Annotated in this window: 18 protein-coding genes; 9 read left to right on the top strand and 9 right to left on the bottom strand. The window is 73.8% G+C overall.

Annotated features, from left to right (window positions below; all coding sequences use genetic code 11):
- Positions 1-21: 21 nt before the first annotated feature.
- Together G5C65_RS05140 and G5C65_RS05135 are read left to right on the top strand one after the other, a co-directional pair.
- A complete protein-coding gene (locus G5C65_RS05140; protein WP_165297412.1) occupies positions 22-957 on the top strand; it encodes an ABC transporter ATP-binding protein in 936 nt (311 codons plus the stop codon).
- Entirely contained in the window at positions 957-1,694 is a 738-nt protein-coding gene (locus tag G5C65_RS05135; protein ID WP_165297404.1) for an ABC transporter ATP-binding protein, read from the top strand. Before G5C65_RS05140 ends, G5C65_RS05135 begins: the two co-directional genes overlap by 1 nt.
- Here G5C65_RS05135 and G5C65_RS05130 read toward each other — a convergent pair.
- Together G5C65_RS05130 and G5C65_RS05125 are read right to left on the bottom strand one after the other, a co-directional pair.
- Complete coding sequence (locus G5C65_RS05130) at positions 1,651-2,823, bottom strand: transglycosylase family protein (protein WP_165297403.1); 1,173 nt, start codon at positions 2,821-2,823, stop codon at positions 1,651-1,653. The two genes, G5C65_RS05135 and G5C65_RS05130, sit on opposite strands and share 44 nt — an antisense overlap.
- 140 nt (positions 2,824-2,963) lie before the next feature.
- A complete protein-coding gene (locus tag G5C65_RS05125) occupies positions 2,964-3,824 on the bottom strand; it encodes a DUF6227 family protein (protein WP_165297402.1) in 861 nt (286 codons plus the stop codon).
- Between the two features lie 199 nt (positions 3,825-4,023).
- Here G5C65_RS05125 and G5C65_RS05120 point away from each other — a divergent pair, with 199 nt between their 5' ends.
- Complete coding sequence (locus G5C65_RS05120) at positions 4,024-5,610, top strand: FAD-dependent oxidoreductase (RefSeq protein WP_165297401.1); 1,587 nt, start codon at positions 4,024-4,026, stop codon at positions 5,608-5,610.
- A 125-nt stretch (positions 5,611-5,735) separates the two neighbouring features.
- Positions 5,736-7,157, top strand: a complete 1,422-nt coding sequence (locus tag G5C65_RS05115; RefSeq protein ID WP_241265560.1) for an LCP family protein — start codon at positions 5,736-5,738, stop codon at positions 7,155-7,157.
- A gap of 30 nt (positions 7,158-7,187) precedes the next feature.
- Here G5C65_RS05115 and G5C65_RS05110 read toward each other — a convergent pair whose 3' ends face one another.
- The 3 genes from G5C65_RS05110 to G5C65_RS05100 form a co-directional block, all read right to left on the bottom strand.
- Positions 7,188-8,012: an SAM-dependent methyltransferase gene (locus tag G5C65_RS05110; protein ID WP_165297400.1), complete on the bottom strand. Its 825-nt coding sequence runs from the start codon at positions 8,010-8,012 to the stop codon at positions 7,188-7,190.
- 76 nt (positions 8,013-8,088) lie between these two features.
- Positions 8,089-8,340 carry a DUF397 domain-containing protein gene (locus G5C65_RS05105; RefSeq protein WP_165297399.1) on the bottom strand — a complete coding sequence of 84 codons (252 nt, stop codon included), beginning with the start codon at positions 8,338-8,340 and terminating at the stop codon, positions 8,089-8,091.
- Positions 8,341-8,344: 4 nt separating this feature from the next.
- Entirely contained in the window at positions 8,345-9,202 is an 858-nt protein-coding gene (locus G5C65_RS05100; RefSeq protein ID WP_165297398.1) for a Scr1 family TA system antitoxin-like transcriptional regulator, read from the bottom strand.
- A 150-nt stretch (positions 9,203-9,352) separates the two neighbouring features.
- On the opposite strand from G5C65_RS05100, the gene G5C65_RS05095 reads away from it, so the two are divergent.
- Together G5C65_RS05095 and G5C65_RS05090 are read left to right on the top strand one after the other, a co-directional pair.
- Positions 9,353-9,862 carry an ATP-binding protein gene (locus G5C65_RS05095; RefSeq protein WP_338146237.1) on the top strand — a complete coding sequence of 170 codons (510 nt, stop codon included), beginning with the start codon at positions 9,353-9,355 and terminating at the stop codon, positions 9,860-9,862.
- Positions 9,863-10,043: 181 nt separating this feature from the next.
- A complete protein-coding gene (locus G5C65_RS05090) occupies positions 10,044-10,862 on the top strand; it encodes an SAM-dependent methyltransferase (protein ID WP_165297397.1) in 819 nt (272 codons plus the stop codon).
- Between the two features lie 109 nt (positions 10,863-10,971).
- Here the strand turns inward: G5C65_RS05090 and G5C65_RS05085 are convergent, their stop codons facing one another.
- Both G5C65_RS05085 and G5C65_RS05080 read right to left on the bottom strand, forming a co-directional pair.
- Positions 10,972-11,877, bottom strand: a complete 906-nt coding sequence (locus G5C65_RS05085) for a helix-turn-helix domain-containing protein (protein WP_165297396.1) — start codon at positions 11,875-11,877, stop codon at positions 10,972-10,974.
- A 151-nt stretch (positions 11,878-12,028) separates the two neighbouring features.
- Positions 12,029-12,271, bottom strand: a complete 243-nt coding sequence (locus G5C65_RS05080) for a DUF397 domain-containing protein (protein WP_165297395.1) — start codon at positions 12,269-12,271, stop codon at positions 12,029-12,031.
- A 261-nt stretch (positions 12,272-12,532) separates the two neighbouring features.
- Between G5C65_RS05080 and G5C65_RS40065 the strand changes: the two genes are divergently transcribed.
- Positions 12,533-12,655, top strand: a complete 123-nt coding sequence (locus G5C65_RS40065; RefSeq protein ID WP_277607973.1) for a hypothetical protein — start codon at positions 12,533-12,535, stop codon at positions 12,653-12,655.
- Between the two features lie 46 nt (positions 12,656-12,701).
- On the opposite strand, the gene G5C65_RS05075 is transcribed toward G5C65_RS40065, so the two are convergent.
- Both G5C65_RS05075 and G5C65_RS05070 read right to left on the bottom strand, forming a co-directional pair.
- Positions 12,702-14,855 carry a HelD family protein gene (locus G5C65_RS05075; RefSeq protein WP_165297394.1) on the bottom strand — a complete coding sequence of 718 codons (2,154 nt, stop codon included), beginning with the start codon at positions 14,853-14,855 and terminating at the stop codon, positions 12,702-12,704.
- Positions 14,839-15,495 carry a TetR/AcrR family transcriptional regulator gene (locus G5C65_RS05070; RefSeq protein ID WP_165297393.1) on the bottom strand — a complete coding sequence of 219 codons (657 nt, stop codon included), beginning with the start codon at positions 15,493-15,495 and terminating at the stop codon, positions 14,839-14,841. Before G5C65_RS05070 ends, G5C65_RS05075 begins: the two co-directional genes overlap by 17 nt.
- 144 nt (positions 15,496-15,639) lie before the next feature.
- On the opposite strand from G5C65_RS05070, the gene G5C65_RS05065 reads away from it, so the two are divergent.
- On the top strand, positions 15,640-18,180 hold the full coding sequence (locus G5C65_RS05065; protein ID WP_165297392.1) for an ATP-dependent Clp protease ATP-binding subunit: 2,541 nt from the start codon (positions 15,640-15,642) through the stop codon (positions 18,178-18,180).
- A gap of 126 nt (positions 18,181-18,306) precedes the next feature.
- Positions 18,307-19,248: a universal stress protein gene (locus tag G5C65_RS05060; RefSeq protein ID WP_165297391.1), complete on the top strand. Its 942-nt coding sequence runs from the start codon at positions 18,307-18,309 to the stop codon at positions 19,246-19,248.
- The last annotated feature ends 251 nt before the right edge of the window (positions 19,249-19,499 follow it).

The raw sequence follows: 19,499 nt of genomic DNA, 5'->3' as shown, positions 1-19,499 counted from the left end.
GACCTGTCCGTGCGGTTCCGGATGCGCGGCGGGGGCGAGGTCGCCGCCGTCACCGGGGCCTCCTTCGACCTCGCGCCCGGCGAGTGCCTCGCCCTCGTCGGCGAGAGCGGCTGCGGCAAGTCCGTCCTGGCCTCGGCCCTGCTGGGCCTGCTGCCGGGCAACGCCAGAGCCGCGGGCCGCGCCCGGCTGCGCACCGGCGAAGGCACCGGCGCCGGCGGCTGCGACGAGGACGGGATCGACCTGCTGGGCGCCGACGAGCGCACCCTGGCCCGCACGGTGCGCGGGCGCCGCGTCGGGCTCGTACCGCAGAGCCCCGCGGCCCATCTGACGCCCGTGCGCTCGGTGCGCTCCCAACTGGCCGAGACCGTGCGCGAGCTGACCGGCAAGCGCGGCACCGAGCTGGCGGACGCGACCCTGGCAGCCGCCGAGCGCGCCGCGTTCCCGGCCGACCACCTCGACCGCTATCCGCACCAGCTCTCCGGCGGCCTCGCCCAGCGCGCCGCGACCGCGCTCGCACTCGTCGCTCAGGCGCCGCTGCTGCTCGCCGACGAGCCCACCACCGGGCTGGACCGCGACCTGGTGGACCGCACCGTGGACGAGCTGCGCCGGCACACGGACGACGGCCACGGACTGCTGCTCATCACCCACGATCTGGCAGCGGCCGAGCGCGTCGCGGACCGGGTGGCGGTGATGTACGCGGGCCGGATCGTCGAACTGGCCCCGGCCGAGAGCTTCTTCCGGCGGGCCGGGCCCCGCCATCCGTACGCGCGCGGCCTGCTCGACGCGCTGCCCGAGCGGGCGTTCACCCCGATCCCCGGGATGCCGCCCGAGCTGGGCGACCTGCCCGAGGGCTGCGCCTTCGCACCGCGCTGCGCCCGCGCCACCGACGTCTGCGCCACCGTGCCCCCGCTGCGGGAGCGCGTGGCCTGCCACCACCCGTACGAGGGGAGTGAGTGATGGGGGAGCGCACCGTTCCCGGACCGGCAGCGGCGCTCGAACTGCGCGGCGTCACCGCGGGATACGACCGCCGTGCCCCCGTGCTGCGCGACGTCTCCCTCGCCGTCGGCGCGGGGGAGGCGGTCGGGCTGCTCGGGCCGAGCGGCTGCGGCAAGTCGACCCTGGCCCGGGTGAGCGCGCTGCTGCACCGCCCGTACGCGGGCACCGTGCTGCTCGGCGGCGAGGAGGCGCGCGGCTGGCGGCACCGGGCGCCGCGCGCCCAGCGCACCGCCGTCGGCGTGGTCTTCCAGCAGCCCCGGCTCGCCGCGGACCCCCGGCTGACGCTGGCAGCGCTGCTCGCCGAGCCGCTGCGCGCCACGGGCCGGACGGACGGGATCCCCGCGCGCACCGCCGAGCTGGCCGAGGAGGTAGGACTCGGCCCCGAGCTGCTCGGGCGCCGCCCGCACGAGGTGAGCGACGGACAGCTGCAGCGCGCCTGCCTGGCCCGCGCGCTGGTGCTGCGCCCCCGCGTGCTGGTGTGCGACGAGATGACGGCGATGCTGGACGCCTCGACCACGGCCGCGCTGGTCGCGGTCGTCGAGCGGTACCGCGCCGGGAGCGGCGCCGCGCTGCTGGCCGTCGGGCACGACCGGGTGCTCCTGGACCGCTGGTGCGACCGCACGGTGCACTACGCCGACCTGGTGTCCGGCGCGGTCACACCTGGACGCCGCGCCCCCGCAGATACGCCAGCGGGTTGATGTCCGTGCCGTAGCCGGGCCCGGTGCGGACCTCGAAGTGCAGATGCGGGCCCGTGACATTGCCCGTGGCGCCCGAACGCCCCAGCCGCTGGCCGGTGTCGACGGACTGCCCGGTCCGCACGGAGATGGCCGACAGGTGCGCGTACTGGCTGTACTTGCCGTCGCTGTGCCGCAGCACCACCTGGTAGCCGTAGGCGCCGCCCCACCCGGCGGAGACGACCTTCCCCCGGGTGACGGCCTGGACGGTGGTCCCGGTGCGTACCGGGAAGTCGACGCCGGTGTGGTAGCCGGAGGACCAGTTCGCACCGGTGGCGCGGTAGCCCGTACTGGGCTTGGCGCCGCTCACCGGGGCCGTGGCGGAAGCGGGCTCGGGCTTCGCCTGGGTGCGGGTCTGCTTCTGCTGCCGCTCCCGCTGGGGGCGCTGCTGCTTCTGACGGGGCTGGGCCCCCTTCTGCGCCGGGCCCGTCAGCCGCAGGTCCTGGCCGGGCACGATGAGGTCGGGGTCGCCGCCTATGGTGGAGCGGTTCCGCTCGTAGAGCGACTGCCAGCCGCCGCCGACCTGCTTCTCCGCTGCTATGGACGAGAGCGTGTCCCCGCTGACCACCTCGTAGGTGGTCCGCTTCTGCAGGCGTTCGGCCCTGGCCTTGCTGGCCTTCTTGGCTTTGTCGCCGTCGTCCTGCGCCGGCTTCGCGGGCTGCCGCGCTGCGGGCTTCTTCGCCGCGGCCTGCTGCGCTGCCGCCGGCCGGGCGGCGTCCCGGGTGAGTCCGGCGCGGGGGCCGCAGTTGGGCCAGGCGCGCGGGCCCTGTCCGGCGAGCACCTTCTCGGCGACGGCCGTCTGCTGCTCCTTGGAGGCCAGGTCGGCACGTGCGGCGTAGGCGGTGCCGCCGTACGCCTGCCAGGTACTCTGCTTGAACTGCAGCCCGCCGTAGAAGCCGTTTCCCGTGTTGATGTTCCACTTGCCGCTGCTCTCGCACGCGGCGACCTTCTCCCACACATCCTGCGGGGCCGCGTGCGCGACCTGGGCGCCGACCAGCGGAATGGCGATGCCCGCGCCGGACGCGGTCACCTTGAGCGACGTACGGGAGACGGTGCTTGGCTTGTAGCGGCGGTGGCGCCCACGAGCGGACATGGGGGGACCCTCCGTTGAATTGGCGGCTCACTGACAGGAGTTGCCGGGCGGGCTCACGATAGGCGTGCGGTTCCCCAGGTCACAAGGGGTCACGAGGGGAGCACAATGGAGCACGGGGAGTCACAGTCGGCCAGGGGCGGTCACAGGTCGATCCCGTGGTCGCGGGCGCGCCGGTGCACGGCCCGGTCGGCCCCCGCCTCCTCCAGATAGACCTCGCAGACCAGCCGGCCGGTCCCGGACAGGTTGTGCTCCAGCTCGTACAGGCTCACCTCGCGGCCGTCCGGCAGCAGGAACAGATGCTCGTACAGGGAGCACCACACCCGCGATCCCCCGGTCCGCATCACGGGCCCGGGAACGTGGGTGATCTGGTAGCCGAGCGCGGTGGTGAGCAGGCGCAGCGTGTCCTCGCCGGGCCGGTCGGCGTTCTCGGCGCGGCGCAGCAGGCGGCGGGCGTGCTCGGGGGAGTCGTGCTCGGTGAGCCCGGAGTGCCACTCCGTCGGACACGGCTCCGCCAGGTTCGCCAGCTCCTCCAGTCCGCTCAGTCCACCCAGTCCGTCGAGCCCGTCGAGTCCGCCCGGTCCCTCCGGCCCTCCCGGTCCGTGCGGGCCGTCCAGCCGGTACGGCCCGTCCGGTTCCGCGTCCGGCTCAACGGTGTGCCCCGCGCCGTCCAGCCGCTGGTGGACCCGGCGTTCGGAGCGGCGCAGCGCCTCCTGGGAGGTGTAGAGCTCGTACAGTTCGTGCCCGCCGCCCTCGCTCTGGTAGCACAGCTCCCACAGCACCAGGCTGCCGCCGTCCGCCAGCAGGAACACATGGCGGAAGCTGCTGCAGCGCAGCGTCGGCGGCGGCGTGCTGCGGTGGCGCCAGCCGTACAGCTCCGTCTGGAACATCACCGCGCTGTCCAGCCTGGTCAGCACGGCGTCGGAGACGTCGAACGGATTCTGGGCGCGTGCGAGCAGCACATCGAGGTGGTGAGCAGGCGTCGGATGAACTTCCTCGCCCATCGCGGAACCCTCCCGGCGTACAGCCAACGACCGATCGCTCCCCGCGGGCACTCACCGTAGTGCCTCGGACGCGGTGCGCGGGGGGATTCGGCGGAATCCGCGTGCGGGGCCCGGCCGCCGCGGGCGTGGACCGCCGCACACGGGGAATCACCTGGACGGGGTGGACAGTTGAGCCCTGCGAGACGTCTGGAGCGAAGCCATGACGACGCTGCCGCTCGGCTACGAGTCGTACTGGATGCTGTCGGCCGCGGCGTCGCCCTTCCCGCCGCTGCCGCCCGCCGGCCGGACCGAGGTGGACGTCGCCGTGGTCGGCGGCGGTATCGCGGGACTGTCGGTGGCGTGGGAGCTGACCCGGGCCGGGCGGAGCGTGGCCGTGCTGGAGTCCGACCGGATCGCGGCCGGGGTCACGGGCCACACGGCGGCCAAGGTATCGGCGCTGCACGGCCTGGTCTACGCCCGGCTGCGCGCGGAGCGCGGCGCCGGGAGCGCCCGGATGTACGCGCTCTCGCAGCAGTCCGCTGTCGAGCGCCTCGCCGAGGTGGCGGCGCTGCTGGGCGCGGACTGCGATCTGGAGCGCGTCCCGGCGTACACCTTCGTGGAGTCGGAGCACCACGCGGACGAGATCCGCGCGGAGGCCGAGGCGGCGGCGCAGGCGGGGCTCGACGCCTCGTTCGTGACCGGCACCGGGCTGCCGTTCCCGGTGCGCGCGGCCGTACGGGTGGCGGACCAGGCGCAGTTCCACCCGCGCAAGTACCTGCTGGCGCTCGCCGGGGACGCGGTGCGGCACGGCGCGCTGATCCACGAGCGCACCCGCGTGCTCGGCCTCGACGAGGGCGATCCGTGCCGCCTCACGGTCGAGTGCGGCGCCGAGGTGCTGGCCCGCGACGTCGTGGTGGCCACCCACTACCCGGTGTTCGACCGGGCGCTGATGTTCTCCCGCCTCCGGCCGCGCCGCGAACTGGTGATCGCCGCACTGCTGCCCGCCGATGAGGACCCGGGCGGCTGCTACCTCACCCCGGAGCACACCGCCCGCTCGGTGCACACCGCGCCGTACCCCTTCCGGGACGGGCGGCGGCTGCTCGTCGTCACCGGCGAGGGCTTCATCCCCGGCACCCCGGGCATCGGCTCGGTCGGCGCCCGCTACGAGCGGCTGGCGGCCTGGACGTACGAGCGGTTTCCGCGCGCCCGGCCGCTGCACCGCTGGGCCACGCAGGACAACGACACCACGGACCGCGTGCCCTATATCGGCCGGTTCCACCCGGCGGCCCAGCACACCTGGGTGGCCGCGGGGTTCGGGGGCTGGGGTATGAGCTCCGGGGTGCTGGCGGGCCGGCTGCTCACCGCGTACCTCACCGGGGAGGAGCTGCCGCCGTGGGCCCGCCTGTACGACCCGGTGCGGCTGCGCCCGCGCGAGGCGCCGGCGCTGCTGCGCCTCCAGTCGGCGGTCGCCCGCCGCTTCGTGGGGGACCGGCTGAGCCCCTCGTATGTGGACACGGTCTCCGAGATCGGCCCCGGGACGGGCGCGATCGTGCGCATCCGGGGGCGCCGCTGCGCGGTGCACCGCACGGACGAGGGGGAGCTGCGGGTGCTGTCCCCGCGCTGTACGCATCTGGGCTGTCTGGTGCGGTTCAACGACGCGGAGACCGCCTGGGAGTGCCCCTGCCACGGCTCGCGCTTCGGTGTCGGCGGCGAGGTCCTCCAGGGCCCGGCCACCCGGCCGCTGGAGCGCCGGGACGAGATGGCGGAGGAGCCGGGGCCCGGGGTCGCCTGGGAGGAGGCCGGGTAGCGGCATCCCCTGAGCCGCCCGGGTGGTCGCGGCGCGCTGTGGCCGCCGGTGCGCCGGGGGAGCGGAGGCCCCGTGCCTAGCATGCGGAATCAGATATTCCGGCTATTGCGGAGGTGTTCCCTCCCATGCGTGCACTCTTCCGGGCCCGGGGCCGCCTCCGGCGGATCCCGCGCCTTCCCGGCGCGGCGCACGCCGTGCCCCGCAGGGGGCGCAGGGCCCGGCCCGGCCCCGCGCTGGCCGTGACCGCCTGCCTCCTGGCGTCCTGCAGCGTCACGGCCCAGGGGGCGGACCCCTCCGGGTCCGCGTCCGGCGCGGAGTCCGGCGCGGGGCGCTCCCGCCCCGTGAACATCCTGCTGACGGGTATGGACAGCCGCGCGGGCCTCAGCGGTGCCGAGCGCGACCGGCTGCATGTGAACGGCAGGGCCTGCGACTGCACCGACGTGATGATGCTGCTGCACTTCTCCGGCGACCGGCGGCGGATCAGCGCCGTGAGCATCCCGCGCGACTCCTACGTCCGCTTCGCGCCGCACCGGGACAAGAAGGGCGAGGCCCCCACCGCGCACTGGGGCAAGATCAACGCGGCGCACCGGCACGGCGGCCCCGCGCTCGCGGTCCGCACCGTGGAACAGGCCACCGGGCTGCGGGTGCACCACTACGCCGAGGCCGACTTCGCGGGCTTCGTCGCCGCCGTGGACGGGCTCGGCGGCGCCGAGGTGTGCACCCGGAAGCCGATGTGGGACGAGAACGCGGGCCTCGACCTGGCCGCCGGCGAGCACGCCCTCAGCGGCGGCGACGCGCTGCGCTTCGTCCGCGCCCGGCATGTGCCGCCGCCCGGGGACCTCGGCCGGGTGCGCCGTCAGCAGCAGCTCGTCGCCGGGGTGCTGCTGCGGCTCGCAGGCGAGCGGGCGGACGACCCGTCCGCGCTGCTGCGCGCGGCGCGCACCCTGCGCCGGACCGTGCGCACCGACGAGGGGCTGACCCGGCAGCAGCTGCTCCGGCTCGGCGGGCGGCTGCGGGGGCTGAGCGCCCGCCGGATGGAGTTCGCCACCGTGCCGATCGCGGACTTCGACCACCGGGTGGCCTCCTGGGGCTCCACCCTCGCCTGGGACGACCGCCGCGCCCGCGCCCTCTTCCGGGCCCTGGCCGAGGACCGGCCGCTCACCCGGGACCGCGCCCTGGCACCGCCGCCCGGCGTCCGGCCGGTGGCCGTGGACCCCGGGCTGGTCCCGGTGCGGGTCGTGGGAGAGGGGCGGGAGAGCGCGCGCGTCGAGCGCGCGCTGCGCCGCAACGGGTTCTCCGTCGCGGGGCGCGGCGGCGGCCGGCGCGCGGAAGGGCGTACGGTCATCAGCTACGCCCCCGGCTACGACGGCTACGCGCGGGTGCTCGCCGCCGCGCTGCCTCAGGCGCGGACCCGTCCGGTGGTGGGCCACTCCCGCACCCTGACGGTGCGGCCCGGCGCGGGCCGGGTGCGCCTGGCCCGGATCGTCCACGACCGCAGCAGCGTCGAGGGCGCCCCGGTCACCGCGAAGGACCTGGCCTGTCCATGATGACGGAGCCGCCCCGTGTCGGCCCCGTCATCAGGGCTTGCGCGCGACCCCGGCGAGCATGCTCGGCTCGCCCTCCCTCAGCTCGCCGGGCATGGTCGGGTCGGGGCGCCAGTGGTGGGCCATGGTGATGCCCGGCTCGATGAGTTCCAGACCCTGGAAGAAGCGGGCCACCTCGGCGTTGTTGCGGGGCCGCAGCGGGGTGCCGCTGCGGGCGTAGATCTCCTCGACCTGCTTGCCGAGCGCCTCCAGCTCCGGGTTCCCGACCTCGGAAGCGGCATGGGTGAGGCACACGAAGCTGCCCGGGGCCAGCTGGCTGACCAGGCCGTCCAGGATGTCGTACGGGCGCTGCTCGTCGGTGACGAAGTGGAACAGGGCGTTCACCGAGAGGGCCACCGGACGGCTCAGATCGACCGTGGCATACAGCTCGTCGGAGTCGACGATGCTCTCCGGGTCCGTCACATCGGCCTGCAGATAGGCGGTGCGGCCCTCCGGCGTGCTGTGCAGCAGGGCGTGCGCGTACTGCAGCACGATCGGGTCGTTGTCGGTGTAGACGACCCGGCACTCGGGGGCGACGCCCTGCGCGATCTGGTGCAGGTTGGGCTCGGTGGGGATGCCGCTGCCGATGTCCAGGAACTGCCGCACGCCGCGCTCGGCGGCCAGCCAGCGGGTGGAGCGGATCATGAAGTCCCGGTTGGCGCGGGCCATGGCCCCGGCGAACGGAACGGTGGCGACGACGGCCTCGGCGGCCTGCACATCGGCCGTGTAGTGGGTTTTGCCGCCGAGGTAGTAGTCGTACATCCGGGCCGAGTGCGGCCGGGTGGTGTCGATCTGCGGTGCGTTGCCGTATCCGGCCATCCGAGTCTCCGTTCCGGGGGTGCGCCGGTGCGTACGTGGCTGCGGGGGCGCGGCGGCGGGCGCCGCGGGCGCCGGTTCAGGCCAGGAGGAAGTCCGCCTCGCCCTGCTTGGCGCCCTGGATGAACTTCTCGATCTCGTGTGTGGTGTAGATCAGCGCCGGACCCTCGGGATCGGTCGACTGGCGCAGCGCGACGCGCCCGTCGCCGAGCTTCATGGCTTCGACACAGCTTCCGCCGTTGGTGCCGCTCCACGGCTTGTGCCAGCCCTCGCTGCCCAGGTCCTTGGCAGGCATGCCGTTGTATATGTGGATGTGGCCCGTGTGACCCATGTGATCAGAACTCCTTGCGGATCTCACCGAGGACGGCCTCGGTGTGTGGTACTGGCGCGGCCTGCGCGCCCATGCGGTCCAGCACCTCCAGATAGACGGAAGTCTCGGGGCGCTGGTCCAGGTAGTGCGCCCCCGTCAGCCCCTCCGTGTAGACGATGTCCGGGAGCTCCGGGATGTCGAAGCGGAAGAGCTGGAAGGGCCCGAACATCCCCGGATGCGGACCGGCGGTGAACGGGATGACCTGGACGGTGACCTGCGGCCGTGCGATGAACTCGATCAGCCGGTCGATCTGCTCCCGCATCACCCGGGGCGAGCCGACGTGCCGGCGCAGCACCTGCTCGTCGAGCACGGCCCACAGAATGGGCGCCCCCGGTTCGTCGAGCAGCCGCTGCCGCCCCATGCGCAGCGCGACACGGCGGTCCAGCTCCTCCTCGGATGCTTGCGGGAATCCGATGCGCAGCAGCGCTCGCGCGTAGTCCTCGGTCTGCAGGAGACCGGGTACGCAGTGCGGCTCGTAGGCCCGGATCAGGCTCGCTTCCCCCTCCAGGCTGACGTAGAGGCTGAACCAGGCGGGCAGCACATCGCGGAAGCCGTGCCACCAGCCGGGCTGGTTCGCCTCGTCCACCAGGGTGAGGAAGGAGGCGATCTCGTCGTCGCTGAGGCCGTAGACCCGCAGCAGCTTCTCGACGTACGGCGGCTTCAGCCCGACCTCGGCCTTTTCCATCCGGCGGACGGTGGTCGCGTTGACGCTGAGCGCGTACGCGGCGTCGCCGAAGGAGCACCCGGCGCTCTCCCGCAGGTCCCTCAGCCGCAGGCCGAGAACGATCTGTCCCACAGTCGGTGCGGACCGTGACTCAGCCACTCATGCCTCCTCCGGCTGCCTTCCCCTGTGGACCTGACGTGCGAGCAGTGTGCCATGGCACGACGTGCAGCAGCCATACTGGCGATGCGATTCTGCGAATTGCAGAACTCCTCTTGCCATCTGTGAAGGGGGCGGAGCATAGTGAACAACGTGACCCAGCTCATGTGGCTGCGCCACCCTCCACAGGCAGACGGAAGGCAACCACTCGTGGCCCCCTCGCGTCCCGACGTGCAGCTCTCCTGGCCGCAGCCGGTCCCGGTGACCGCCGCCGTGCGCGAGGCAGGTTTCGAGCTTCCTGCACACGCCTCGTCCGTGGGCCGCGCCCGCGCCCGCGTGGGTGCCCGGCTGCGCCGCTGGGGGTTCCCGGAGGACCTGGGGCACACCGCACAGCTGGTGATCTCCGAGTTCTTCACCAACGCCGTGCTGCACACCGACAGTGGCCAGATAAGTTGCAGCCTCCAGCTCAGCGGCCAGCGCCTGCGCATCGAGGTGACCGACGAGGGCACGGAGCGCTGCTCCCCTCAGCCCCGGGACGCCTCGGACGACGAGGTCAACGGCCGTGGACTGCAGCTTGTCAGCGCCCTCGCGGAAAGCTGGGGGGTTTCCGCGAGGGATCCCCGGCGTGGACGCGTGGTCTGGGCCGAGCTGGGCCCGCAGTGACCACCCGCCCGCGCCGGGCCCTCCGCCTCCGCCTCCACCTCCACCGCGCCGCGGATCTCCCCGACTTCCGCTGAGCGCGGGGCACTTGGCGTAGCCCCGGGCATACGCTGCGTGCGAAACTTCCTTCAGCGCGCGCCGACCGCGGCGGCGCTGGTCGCACGGGGACAACGGTGAGGGGCGCATGCGGGAAGAAGAGACCGGGCTCGATGTATTCGGCGTGGATGTCACCATCCCGAGCGTCGCCCGGATGTACGACCACTATCTCGGCGGCAAGGACAACTACGCCGTGGACCGGGAGGCCGTCGCCGAGCTGGACAAGGTGGTCCCCAGCACCAGACCGCTCGCCCTGAACAACCGCCGGTTCCTGCGCCGGGTGGTGCGCATCCTGGCCGAGGACCTCGGCATCCGGCAGTTCCTCGACCACGGCTCGGGGCTGCCCACCCAGGACAACGTCCACCAGGTGGCCCAGCGCGTGGACCCTCGGGCCCGCGCGGTGTACGTCGACAACGATCCGATCGTGCTGGCCCACGGCCGTGCGCTGCTCCAGGAGAACGAGTCCACCACGGTGATCCAGGCCGATATGCGGGACACCGAGGAGATCTTCGGGCACCCCGAGGTCCAGCGCCTGATCGACCTGGACCGGCCGGTGGCCGCGCTCTTCGTCTCGGTGCTGCACTGCATCCCCGACTCCTCGGACCCGGCCGCGCTGGTGCGGCGGGTCGCCGACCGGCTGCCCTCCGGCAGCTATCTGGTGATCAACCAGCTGGTGAGCGAGGACAAGACCACCCGCGACTTCGTCACCGACTTCATGGACCGCAGCACCCAGGGAAACTGGGGCCGGGTGCGCGAGGCGCACGAGGTCGAGCGCTACTTCGACGGCCTGGAGGTCATCGAGCCGGGCCTCGGGGAGATCAACGACTGGCGCCCCGACTCCGAGGTGGGGCCCCGCCAGCTGACGGACGAGTGGTACGAGTTCGGCGGCGTGGCCCGCAAGCCGTAGCGGTTCGCCGTGTGATCGCGCCCGGCGGATTCCCCGTACCCGGCATCGGGGCTGCACAACGTGCACCGTAAGGGGCAGCCCCTGTCCGCATGTGCGCCGGACGGCACGCTCAGCCGCACTCCGCCAGCAGGTCCTCCAGGAAGGCCGTGGTGCTGGCGGGCGGCTCGGCCGTGGCGCACAGCCGGTCCATCACCACCATGTAGCTCTCCACCTCCTCCCGCTTCTCCAGGTAGAGGGAGGAGGTGAGCTGCTCCAGATAGACCACGTCCGGCAGGTCGGGCTCCAGGAACCGCAGCATGGTGACGGGCCCGCCCGCCGCGGCGAGCCCGCCGATGCGGAACGGCGCGACCTGCAGCGTGACATGCGGCCGCTGGGTGATCTTGAGCAGATGCTCGATCTGCTCACGCATCACAGCGCGGCTGCCCAGCGGTCTGCGCAGCGCGGCCTCGTCCACGACGGCCCACAGCCGCGGCGCCTGCGGGCGGTCGAGGAGGTCCTGCCGGCGCATCCGCAGCCCCGTCCGCCGCTCGACCTCCTGTTCGCCGGCCCGCGGATGGCCGAGCCGGATCACCGCGCGGGCGTAGTCCCGGGTCTGCAGCAGGCCGGGGACGAACTGCACCTCGTACGTCCGGATGAGGGCGGCGGCCTCCTCCAGGCCGATGAGCCGGTCGAACCAGGGCGACATCACATCGCTGTACTTCTGCCACCAGCCCGGCGAGCCCGCCTGGCGGGCCAGCGCCAGATACTCCTCGCGCTCCGCCGGATCCGTCACCTGGTAGAGCGTCAGAAGGTCGGCGACGTCCCGCTCCTTGCAGCCGACCCGGCCCAGCTCCAGGCGGCTGATCTTCGCGTGGGAGCCCCGGATGGCCTCGCCCGCCCGCTCCCGGGAGATGCCGTGCGCCTCGCGCAGCCGGCGCAGCTGGGTGCCGAGAACGATGCGGAGGATCGTCGGCCCGCCGCGCGGGTGGTCGAGTATGCGCCTGACCGATGTGTCGCGTACCGGCTCAGCTGCCATGGCGCCTGTCCTTGCTCCCCTGAGTGACGACGTAGGCGCTCAGTGTCTCACTCCCCCCACATGGCGTACAGACATGCAGCCGGCCCGTGCCCCCGCCACTTGCCACCGGCATAGCGACGGGGGCGCGGAGCGCACGGCGCGGGCGCCGGGCTCAGCCCTCCGCGGGGAGGAGGTCGTCGAAGTCGCCGTCCTTGGCGCCCTGGACGAACGCGGCGATCTCGGCGGGGGTGTAGATCAGCGCGGGGCCGGAGGGGAAGCGGGAGTTGCGTACGGCGACGCCCTGCCCCGGCAGTCCTGCCAGCTCCACGCAGTTTCCGTTGGGGTTGCTCCGCCGGCTCTTGCGCCAGACGGCGCCCTCGATCCGGGTGGCTTCGATGCCGTTCTCGATCTGCATATACGCCTCTCCCTTGCTCAACGCGGCCCGCTGGAGGCCGTGTTGCCGGTTCCGACGCTGGAAGCGTCTCACAGCCGCGCGTACTTGCATCTGTAATTGCAGATGTGCTTGCAGAAGTAAGTGCGGACCGGGGACAATGGCCCCTGCCTCGCGGTGGCGCCGCCACCTTGCCGTCGGCGTCGTGGAGTTCGCGAGATTCCGTCCTCAACTGGAGCCACAGTGACCACACAAGGCGCAGAGCCTCCCGCGGCGGCGGGCCCGGTGGACGACGAAGCCGAAATGGACTGCGATCACCCGCTGTTCCGGCTGCTCCTGCTGTTGGAGATCGCTGACGTGCCCGACTGGATGCGGGATCTTCAGCCCCCGGAAGGCGTGTCCGGCTGATCCCGCTGAGCGGGGCCCCGCGGACGTGCGCAACCCCCCTCAGGTCTCAGGCCAGCGCCGGTGGCAGGGGGCGGCAGTGCAGTACGTCCAGGCGGGAGACCGCCCGGGTGAGCGCCACATAGAGCTGGTGCGCCCCGCGCCGCTCGCCCTCCGCGATCTCCGCGGGCTCCAGCAGCACCACATGGTCGTACTCCAGCCCCTTCGCCAGCGCCGCGGGCACCACCGTCACCCGGGTGCCGGCCCCGTCCGGATCCCCCGGTTCCGCTGAGGCGATCCCGGCGTCCGCCAGCGCCGAGCGCACCCCGGGCGTGCGCTCTCCGGCCGCGATCACCCCCACCGACCCCTCCCGGGACAGCGCGGCCCGCACCGCCTCGGCCGCGGCCCCGGCCAGGGAGCGCTCCGCGCCGCCCACCTCGCGGATCCGCAGCTCGCCGTCGCGGCGCAGGGAGCGCGCGGGCGGCACCCGCACCTCCAGCGAGCCGAGCAGCCGGTTCGCCGCCGCCACGACGGCGGCGGGCACCCGGAAGCCGGTGGTCAGGGGCACCACCTCGGCGTCCGGGGCGCCCAGGTGCGCCAGCTGTGCGGGCCAGCCGGACGCCGCCCACGGCGTGGTCCCCTGCGCGAGGTCGCCCAGCACGGTCAGCGAGCCGAACCGGCTGCGCCGCGCCAGAACCCGGCACTCCATGGGGGAGAGGTCCTGCGCCTCGTCCACCACCACATGGCCGTAGCTCTCCTCCGGGTGCGCGATGAGCCCGGCCAGCTCGTCGAGCAGCACCAGATCGGCCGCCGACCACCGCGCGCTCGCGGCCGAGCGGGGCGGGCGGTGCCACAGCAGGACCCGCTGCTCCTCCGCGTCGAGCAGCCCGTCGGCCGCGGCGGCCAGTGCGTCCCCGTCGCCCAGCAGCCGTGCCAGCACCTCCCGGGGCCGCGCTCGGGGCCAGACCGCGTCCACGAAGTCCCGTACCGCCTTCGACCGGCCCATGCGGCGCAGCCACGCGGCGCCCGGCGGGCCGGCGCGGCGCTCGGCCAGGTCGCGCAGCAGCGCGACGGTGCGGGCCCGCACCCGCTCCCGGCCCGTCTCGTACGGCGGTGCCTGCGCCAGGGTGTCCCGCACCAGCCCGGCCAGCTCGTCCGCGTCCAGCCGCCAGCGGTACGAGCCGTCCGGCACGGCCAGTGGCTCGCCGGGCGCCCGCACCCCCGCGTACAGCGCCCGTTCCAGCACGGCGGCCATCCGGGCGCTGTGCTTGACCTCGGCGGCGCGCTCGCCGTCGGTGGCCCGTATCTCGCCGCCGGTCAGCAGGTCGGCCACGGTGCACTGGCGTACGCCGGTCTCGCCGAGCGAGGGGAGCACCTCGCGGATATAGCCGAGGAACGCCCGGTTGGGTCCGACGACCAGCAGCCCGCCGTGCTGGATCCGGCGCGGGTGGGTGTAGAGCAGATACGCGGCGCGGTGCAGGCCCACCGCCGTCTTGCCGGTGCCCGGGGCGCCCTGCACGCACACGGAGCGGTCCAGTCCGGCCCGTACCAGGTCGTCCTGTTCGGGCTGGATGGTGGCGACGATGTCGCGCATCGGGCCGACCCGGGGCCGCTCGATCTCGGCGGCGACGATGCCGCTGGTGCCGCTGGTGCCGCTGGTGCCGCTGGTGCCGCTGGTGCCGTCGGGGTCCGGGCCGTCCGGCGCGGCGCCGCCGGTGTCCAGCGGCTCGTCCTCCAGCCCGGTCAGCTCCTCCGGCCCGCCGCGCGCGCCGGGTGCCCAGCCGAACCTGCGGCGTACCGCGACGCCCCGGGGCCCGGCGGGCGTCGCCTGGTAGAAGGCGCGGCACACGGGGGCCCGCCAGTCCAGCACCAGCGGCGGCGCCGCGGGGTGCTCGGCGATCCGGCGCCGCCCGATGTAGTAGCGCTGGCCGGCGTGGTCGCCCGCGTCCGGGCCGCTGCCGAAGTCGAGCCGCCCGAAGAACGGCGGCCCCGGCGGCTCTTCGCGCAGCTCCTTGGCCCGGCTGCGCAGATGCCGCCCCAGCGCCTCCGCGCTCGCGCCGTCCCCGGAGACCCCCTCCTCCCGGAGCACCCCGGCGCCCTCCTGCACCCGGTCCTGCGCCGCCCGCACCAGGCGGTCGAGGGCGGCCCGGCAGGCCCGCACATAGTCGCGCTCCGGCTTCAGCTGCTCCGGCTCCGGCCGCTGCGGCTCAGTAGCGGGATCCATGGCCCTCCCTCAGCAGCCCGAAGGCGTGCCGCGCTTCGTCGCGCGCCGTGCCGAGCCCCGCCGTGGCGGTGCCGCCCGCGCTGATCCGCCGCCAGTTCTCCAGCGCGAGGATCCGCTGGGTCGCCAGGATCTGGCCGGCGGCGAGCCGCGCGGTGAGCTCCGCGTGCGGCGCGTCGGGCGGCGTCGGCCCGGCCAGCGCCGCGGCGAGGTGGTCCTCGGAGCGCGCCGTGTACGCGTGCATCCGGGCGACCAGGCTCGGGGTGCCGTACAGCAGCCGGTGGAAGGCGAGCACCTGCGGGGCGTCGCTCAGCCCGGTGACCGGGTCGTGTGCCTCCAGCCCGGCCAGGAAGCGCGCCTCCAGCGCCGCCAGCGGCGACTGCCCGGGGCGCCGTTCGCGGACCACGCGGGCGGCCTCGTCCTCGTGGTCGGCGAGGCGGTAGAGCGCCATGTCCTCCTTGGCGGGGAAGTAGCGGAAGAGGGTCGGTTTGGAGACCTCGGCGGCCTCGGCGATATCCGCGACCGGAACCGCGTCGAAGCCCCGTTCGAGGAAGAGGGCGATCGCGGCGTCGGAGATCGCCTGATAGGTGCGCTGCTTCTTGCGCGCCCGCAGCCCGGTGGCGGCGGCTGGCTTCTCACTCATACCGGTGAGCCTAGCAAAGGATGTGACTCAGTTAAATTTCTTACGAGATATCAAATAACTGAATGTTCCTTTTGCGGCGCTTTTTCGGGGCTGGTGTAGTGGAGCGCATGGCCGACGTCCAGCACTGAGTGCGGAGAGATACCCATGACGCTGCCCCCGTACGGCTCCTACGGCTCCCCCGACCCGTTCAACGAGCTGCTCAACCGGTTCTTCGGGATGTCGCCCCGCTCGGCACCGCCCGCCGTGCAGCGGGTGCCGATCGGACGGCTGCTGACCGACTCCGCGCGCGAGCTGATCGCCCGCGCTTCCCAGCGCGCCCAGCAGGACGGGAGCGACGACCTCGACACCGAGCACTTGCTGTGGGCGAGCACCCGGGTGGACCCGTCCCGCGCGCTGCTGGCCGAGGCGGGCGCCGACCCGGACGCGCTGGGCGAGGCCCTCGCCGAGGCGCTGCCCGGCGAGAGCGGCACCCCCTCCGCCGAGCCCGGTCTGACGCCCGCCGCGAAGCGCGTCCTGATCAGCGCCCACGCCCACTCGCAGGCCGCGGGCGTCTCCTACATCGGCCCCGAGCACATCCTGGCCGCGCTGCTGGACGACCCGGGCTCCGGCGCCCGCAGGGTGCTGGAGTCCTCCGGTGCCGACCTGGGCCGGCTGGGCCGGGCGGCCGGGGAAGCCGCCGCCGCGGGCCGCCGCGAGGGCACCCAGGGCGCGAACGGCCGGGAGAGCGCCACCCCGACCCTGGACGAGTACGGCCGCGACCTCACCGAGGAGGCGCGGGCCGGGAAGCTGGACGTGGTCGTGGGGCGGGCCGAGGAGGTCGAGCAGACGCTGGAGGTGCTCTCCCGGCGCACCAAGAACAACCCGGTGCTGATCGGCGAGCCCGGTGTCGGCAAGACCGCCATCGTGGAGGGCATCGCGCAGCGCATCGTGGCCGGCGACGTGCCCACCAGCCTGCGCGACGTCCGGGTCGTCGGCCTGGATCTGCCGGGCCTGGTCGCGGGCTCCAAGTACCGGGGGGAGTTCGAGGAGCGGCTGAAGAAGGTCATCGACGAGGTCAAGGCGGCCTCCGACGCCGTCATCCTGTTCATCGACGAGCTGCACACCGTCGTCGGCGCCGGGTCGGGCGGCGAGGGCGCGATGGACGCGGGCAACATCCTCAAGCCCGCGCTGGCCCGGGGCGAGCTGCATGTCGTGGGGGCCACCACGCTGGACGAGTACCGCAGGAACGTCGAGAAGGACGCCGCGCTCGAACGCCGGTTCCAGCCGGTGCTCGTCGCGGAGCCCACGGTGGAGGAGACCGTGCAGATCCTGGAGGGCCTGCGCGACTCCTACGAGGCCCACCACCAGGTCCGCTTCACCGACGAGGCGCTCGCGGCGGCCGCCGACCTCGCGGACCGCTACCTCACCGACCGCTTCCTGCCCGACAAGGCCATCGACCTGGTGGACACCGCCGGCGCCCGGGTGCGGCTGCGCTCGCTGGGCCGCTCCTCCGAGGTCGTCTCCCGCGAGGACCGGCTGGCCAAGCTGAACCGCGAGAAGGACGAGGCCGTCGCCGCCGAGAACTTCGAGCGGGCCGGCAAGCTCAAGGACGAGGTCGCGGAGGTCGAGGCCGAGCTGGCGGGGGTCGAGGAGCGCCGCGAGGGCGTGATGGCGGTCGGGGTGGACGACATCGCCGACGTGCTGTCCCGGCGTACCGGCATCCCCGTCGCACAGCTGACCGAGAGCGAGAAGGACCGGCTGCTCAAGCTGGAGGACGCGCTGCACTCCCGGGTCGTGAGCCAGGACGAGGCCGTCACCGCCGTCGCCCAGGCCGTCCGCCGCAACCGGTCCGGCATGGGCGACCCGGACCGGCCCACCGGCTCCTTCCTCTTCCTGGGCCCCACCGGCGTCGGCAAGACGGAGCTCGCCAAGGCCCTCGCCGAGCTGCTCTTCGGCGACGAGAACCGGCTGATCCGCCTCGACATGAGCGAGTTCCAGGAGAAGCACACCGTCTCCCGGCTCGTCGGCGCCCCGCCCGGCTACGTCGGCCACGAGGAGGCCGGGCAGCTCACCGAGAAGGTGCGCAGGCAGCCGTACAGCATCGTGCTCTTCGACGAGGTGGAAAAAGCGCACCCGGACGTCTTCAACATCCTGCTCCAGGTGCTGGACGACGGGCGGCTGACGGACAGCCAGGGCAGGACCGTCGACTTCCGGCACACCCTCACCATCATGACCAGCAACATCGGCTCGCACCTCATCCTGGCGCACCACGGAGACGTCGAGGAGATCCGCCCGCAGCTCAAGGAGCAGCTGAACGCCGCCTTCCTGCCGGAGTTCCTCAACCGCATCGACGAGACCGTGGTCTTCCAGGCGCTCACCGAGGAGAATCTGGGGCGGATCGTGGACCTGCTGCTGGAGGGCAGCGTACGGCGGCTGCGGGCCCAGGACATCGGGCTGGAGGTCACCGACGCGGCGCGGAAGCTGCTGATCGCGCACGGCTACCAGCCCGAGTTCGGCGCCCGTCCGCTGCGCCGGACCATCCAGGCGGAGCTGGACAACAGGCTGGCGTCGTTCCTGCTCAGCGACGCGGCCGGGCCCGGGGACACCCTGGTGGCGGACGTGGACAAGGACGCGCTGACGGTCTCGGTGCGTCCCGGCGCGGACCAGGCGGGGGCGGCAGGGCAGTCAGGACAGGTCGCGGCCTGAACTGCCGCGCCGCGGCGGCCGGATGGCGGCGCCGTCCGCGGCCTTGAGTCATGCCTTCTCCGGGTTGCGCCCTGTGTACCCCAGACTGACGGGGTACCCGGGGGGTGGCACGAGGAGAGGACGGATATGACGGAGACGAACGCGCGCCACGGCACCGACCGCACCCCGGGAGTCCCGCGCGACCATGTGGTCGTCGGCGTCGACGGGTCCCAGCACTCCATCCGCGCCCTGGACCGGGCCGCCGACGAGGCGGGGCGGCGCGGCGTCGGCCTGCTGGTGCTGTGCGGGGTCGCGACGCCCCGCAGGACCGCCGTTCCCGAGACCGACACCGACCGGGAGTACGCCCGCAGCGCGGGCCTGCAGGTCGCCGAGGCCGCCGCGCAGCGGGCCCGCGAGCGGGTGCACGGCCTGACCGTCGTGCCTTCCGGGTCGTATGAGCTGGCCGCCGACGCGCTGGTGCGCGCGAGCCGTACCGCGCTGCTCACCGTGGTCGGCTCGCGCGGCCGCGGCGGCTTCCGGGGACTGCTGCTGGGCTCGGTCGGGCTGCGCCTCGCCGCGCACGCGGCGAGCCCGCTGCTGGTGGTGCGCGGAGACGAGGCGGCGGATGCCGGAGCGGGGGTGCGCGAGACCGTCGTCGGCCTGAAGTACGGCGATGTGACGGTGCCGCTGGAGTTCGGCCTCGCGCAGGCCGAGCGCGACGGCTCCCCGCTGCGCGTCATGCACGCCTGGACGCACCCGACCCTGCCGGGCCTGCCGCTCAGGGCGCCGGCCAAGCCCCAGCGGACACCCGCGAGGGAGGCGAGGGAGGCGAGGGAGGCCGAAGTCGCCGAGGACATGGTGCGCGGGGTCGCCGAGCGGTTCGCGGCGGAGTCCTCCGGAGTCCAGGTGCTCAGCGAGGCGCACCACGGCCCGGCCGCCGAGCATCTGATCGAGCTGAGCCGCGGCGCCCGGACGGTGGTGATCGGCACCCGCCGCACGCAGCGCCGGCTGAGCCTCCAGGTCAGTCCGGTGGTCAACACGGTGCTGCACCACGCGCGCTGCCCGGTGGCGCTGGTCCCGTTCGTCTGAGGGCGAGGTCACACGGCGCCGCCGGGCACCGCGCGGGCCGGGCCCGTACCTTGGAGGAAGTGCCCGAGACGCTGTCCGCATGATGTGGCTATGTACGATAGTGGGCACCTTGCAACGCGCGTAGAGTCCGTCGCGGTCCTGATCAGGGCCTTGCAATGACGCACGACGCACCTGAGAACCGCACGGAGCCCCTCCCATGGCTGCTTCCACCGACGCCCCTGCCTCCGCGGACCCGGCGGGCGTCCCGCCCG

It is taken from the genome of Streptomyces boncukensis (assembly GCF_011045075.1).
Classification (GTDB): domain Bacteria; phylum Actinomycetota; class Actinomycetes; order Streptomycetales; family Streptomycetaceae; genus Streptomyces; species Streptomyces boncukensis.
The sequence above is the reverse complement of the archived record's forward strand: the minus strand, read 5'-3'. Positions and strand labels throughout refer to the sequence as shown.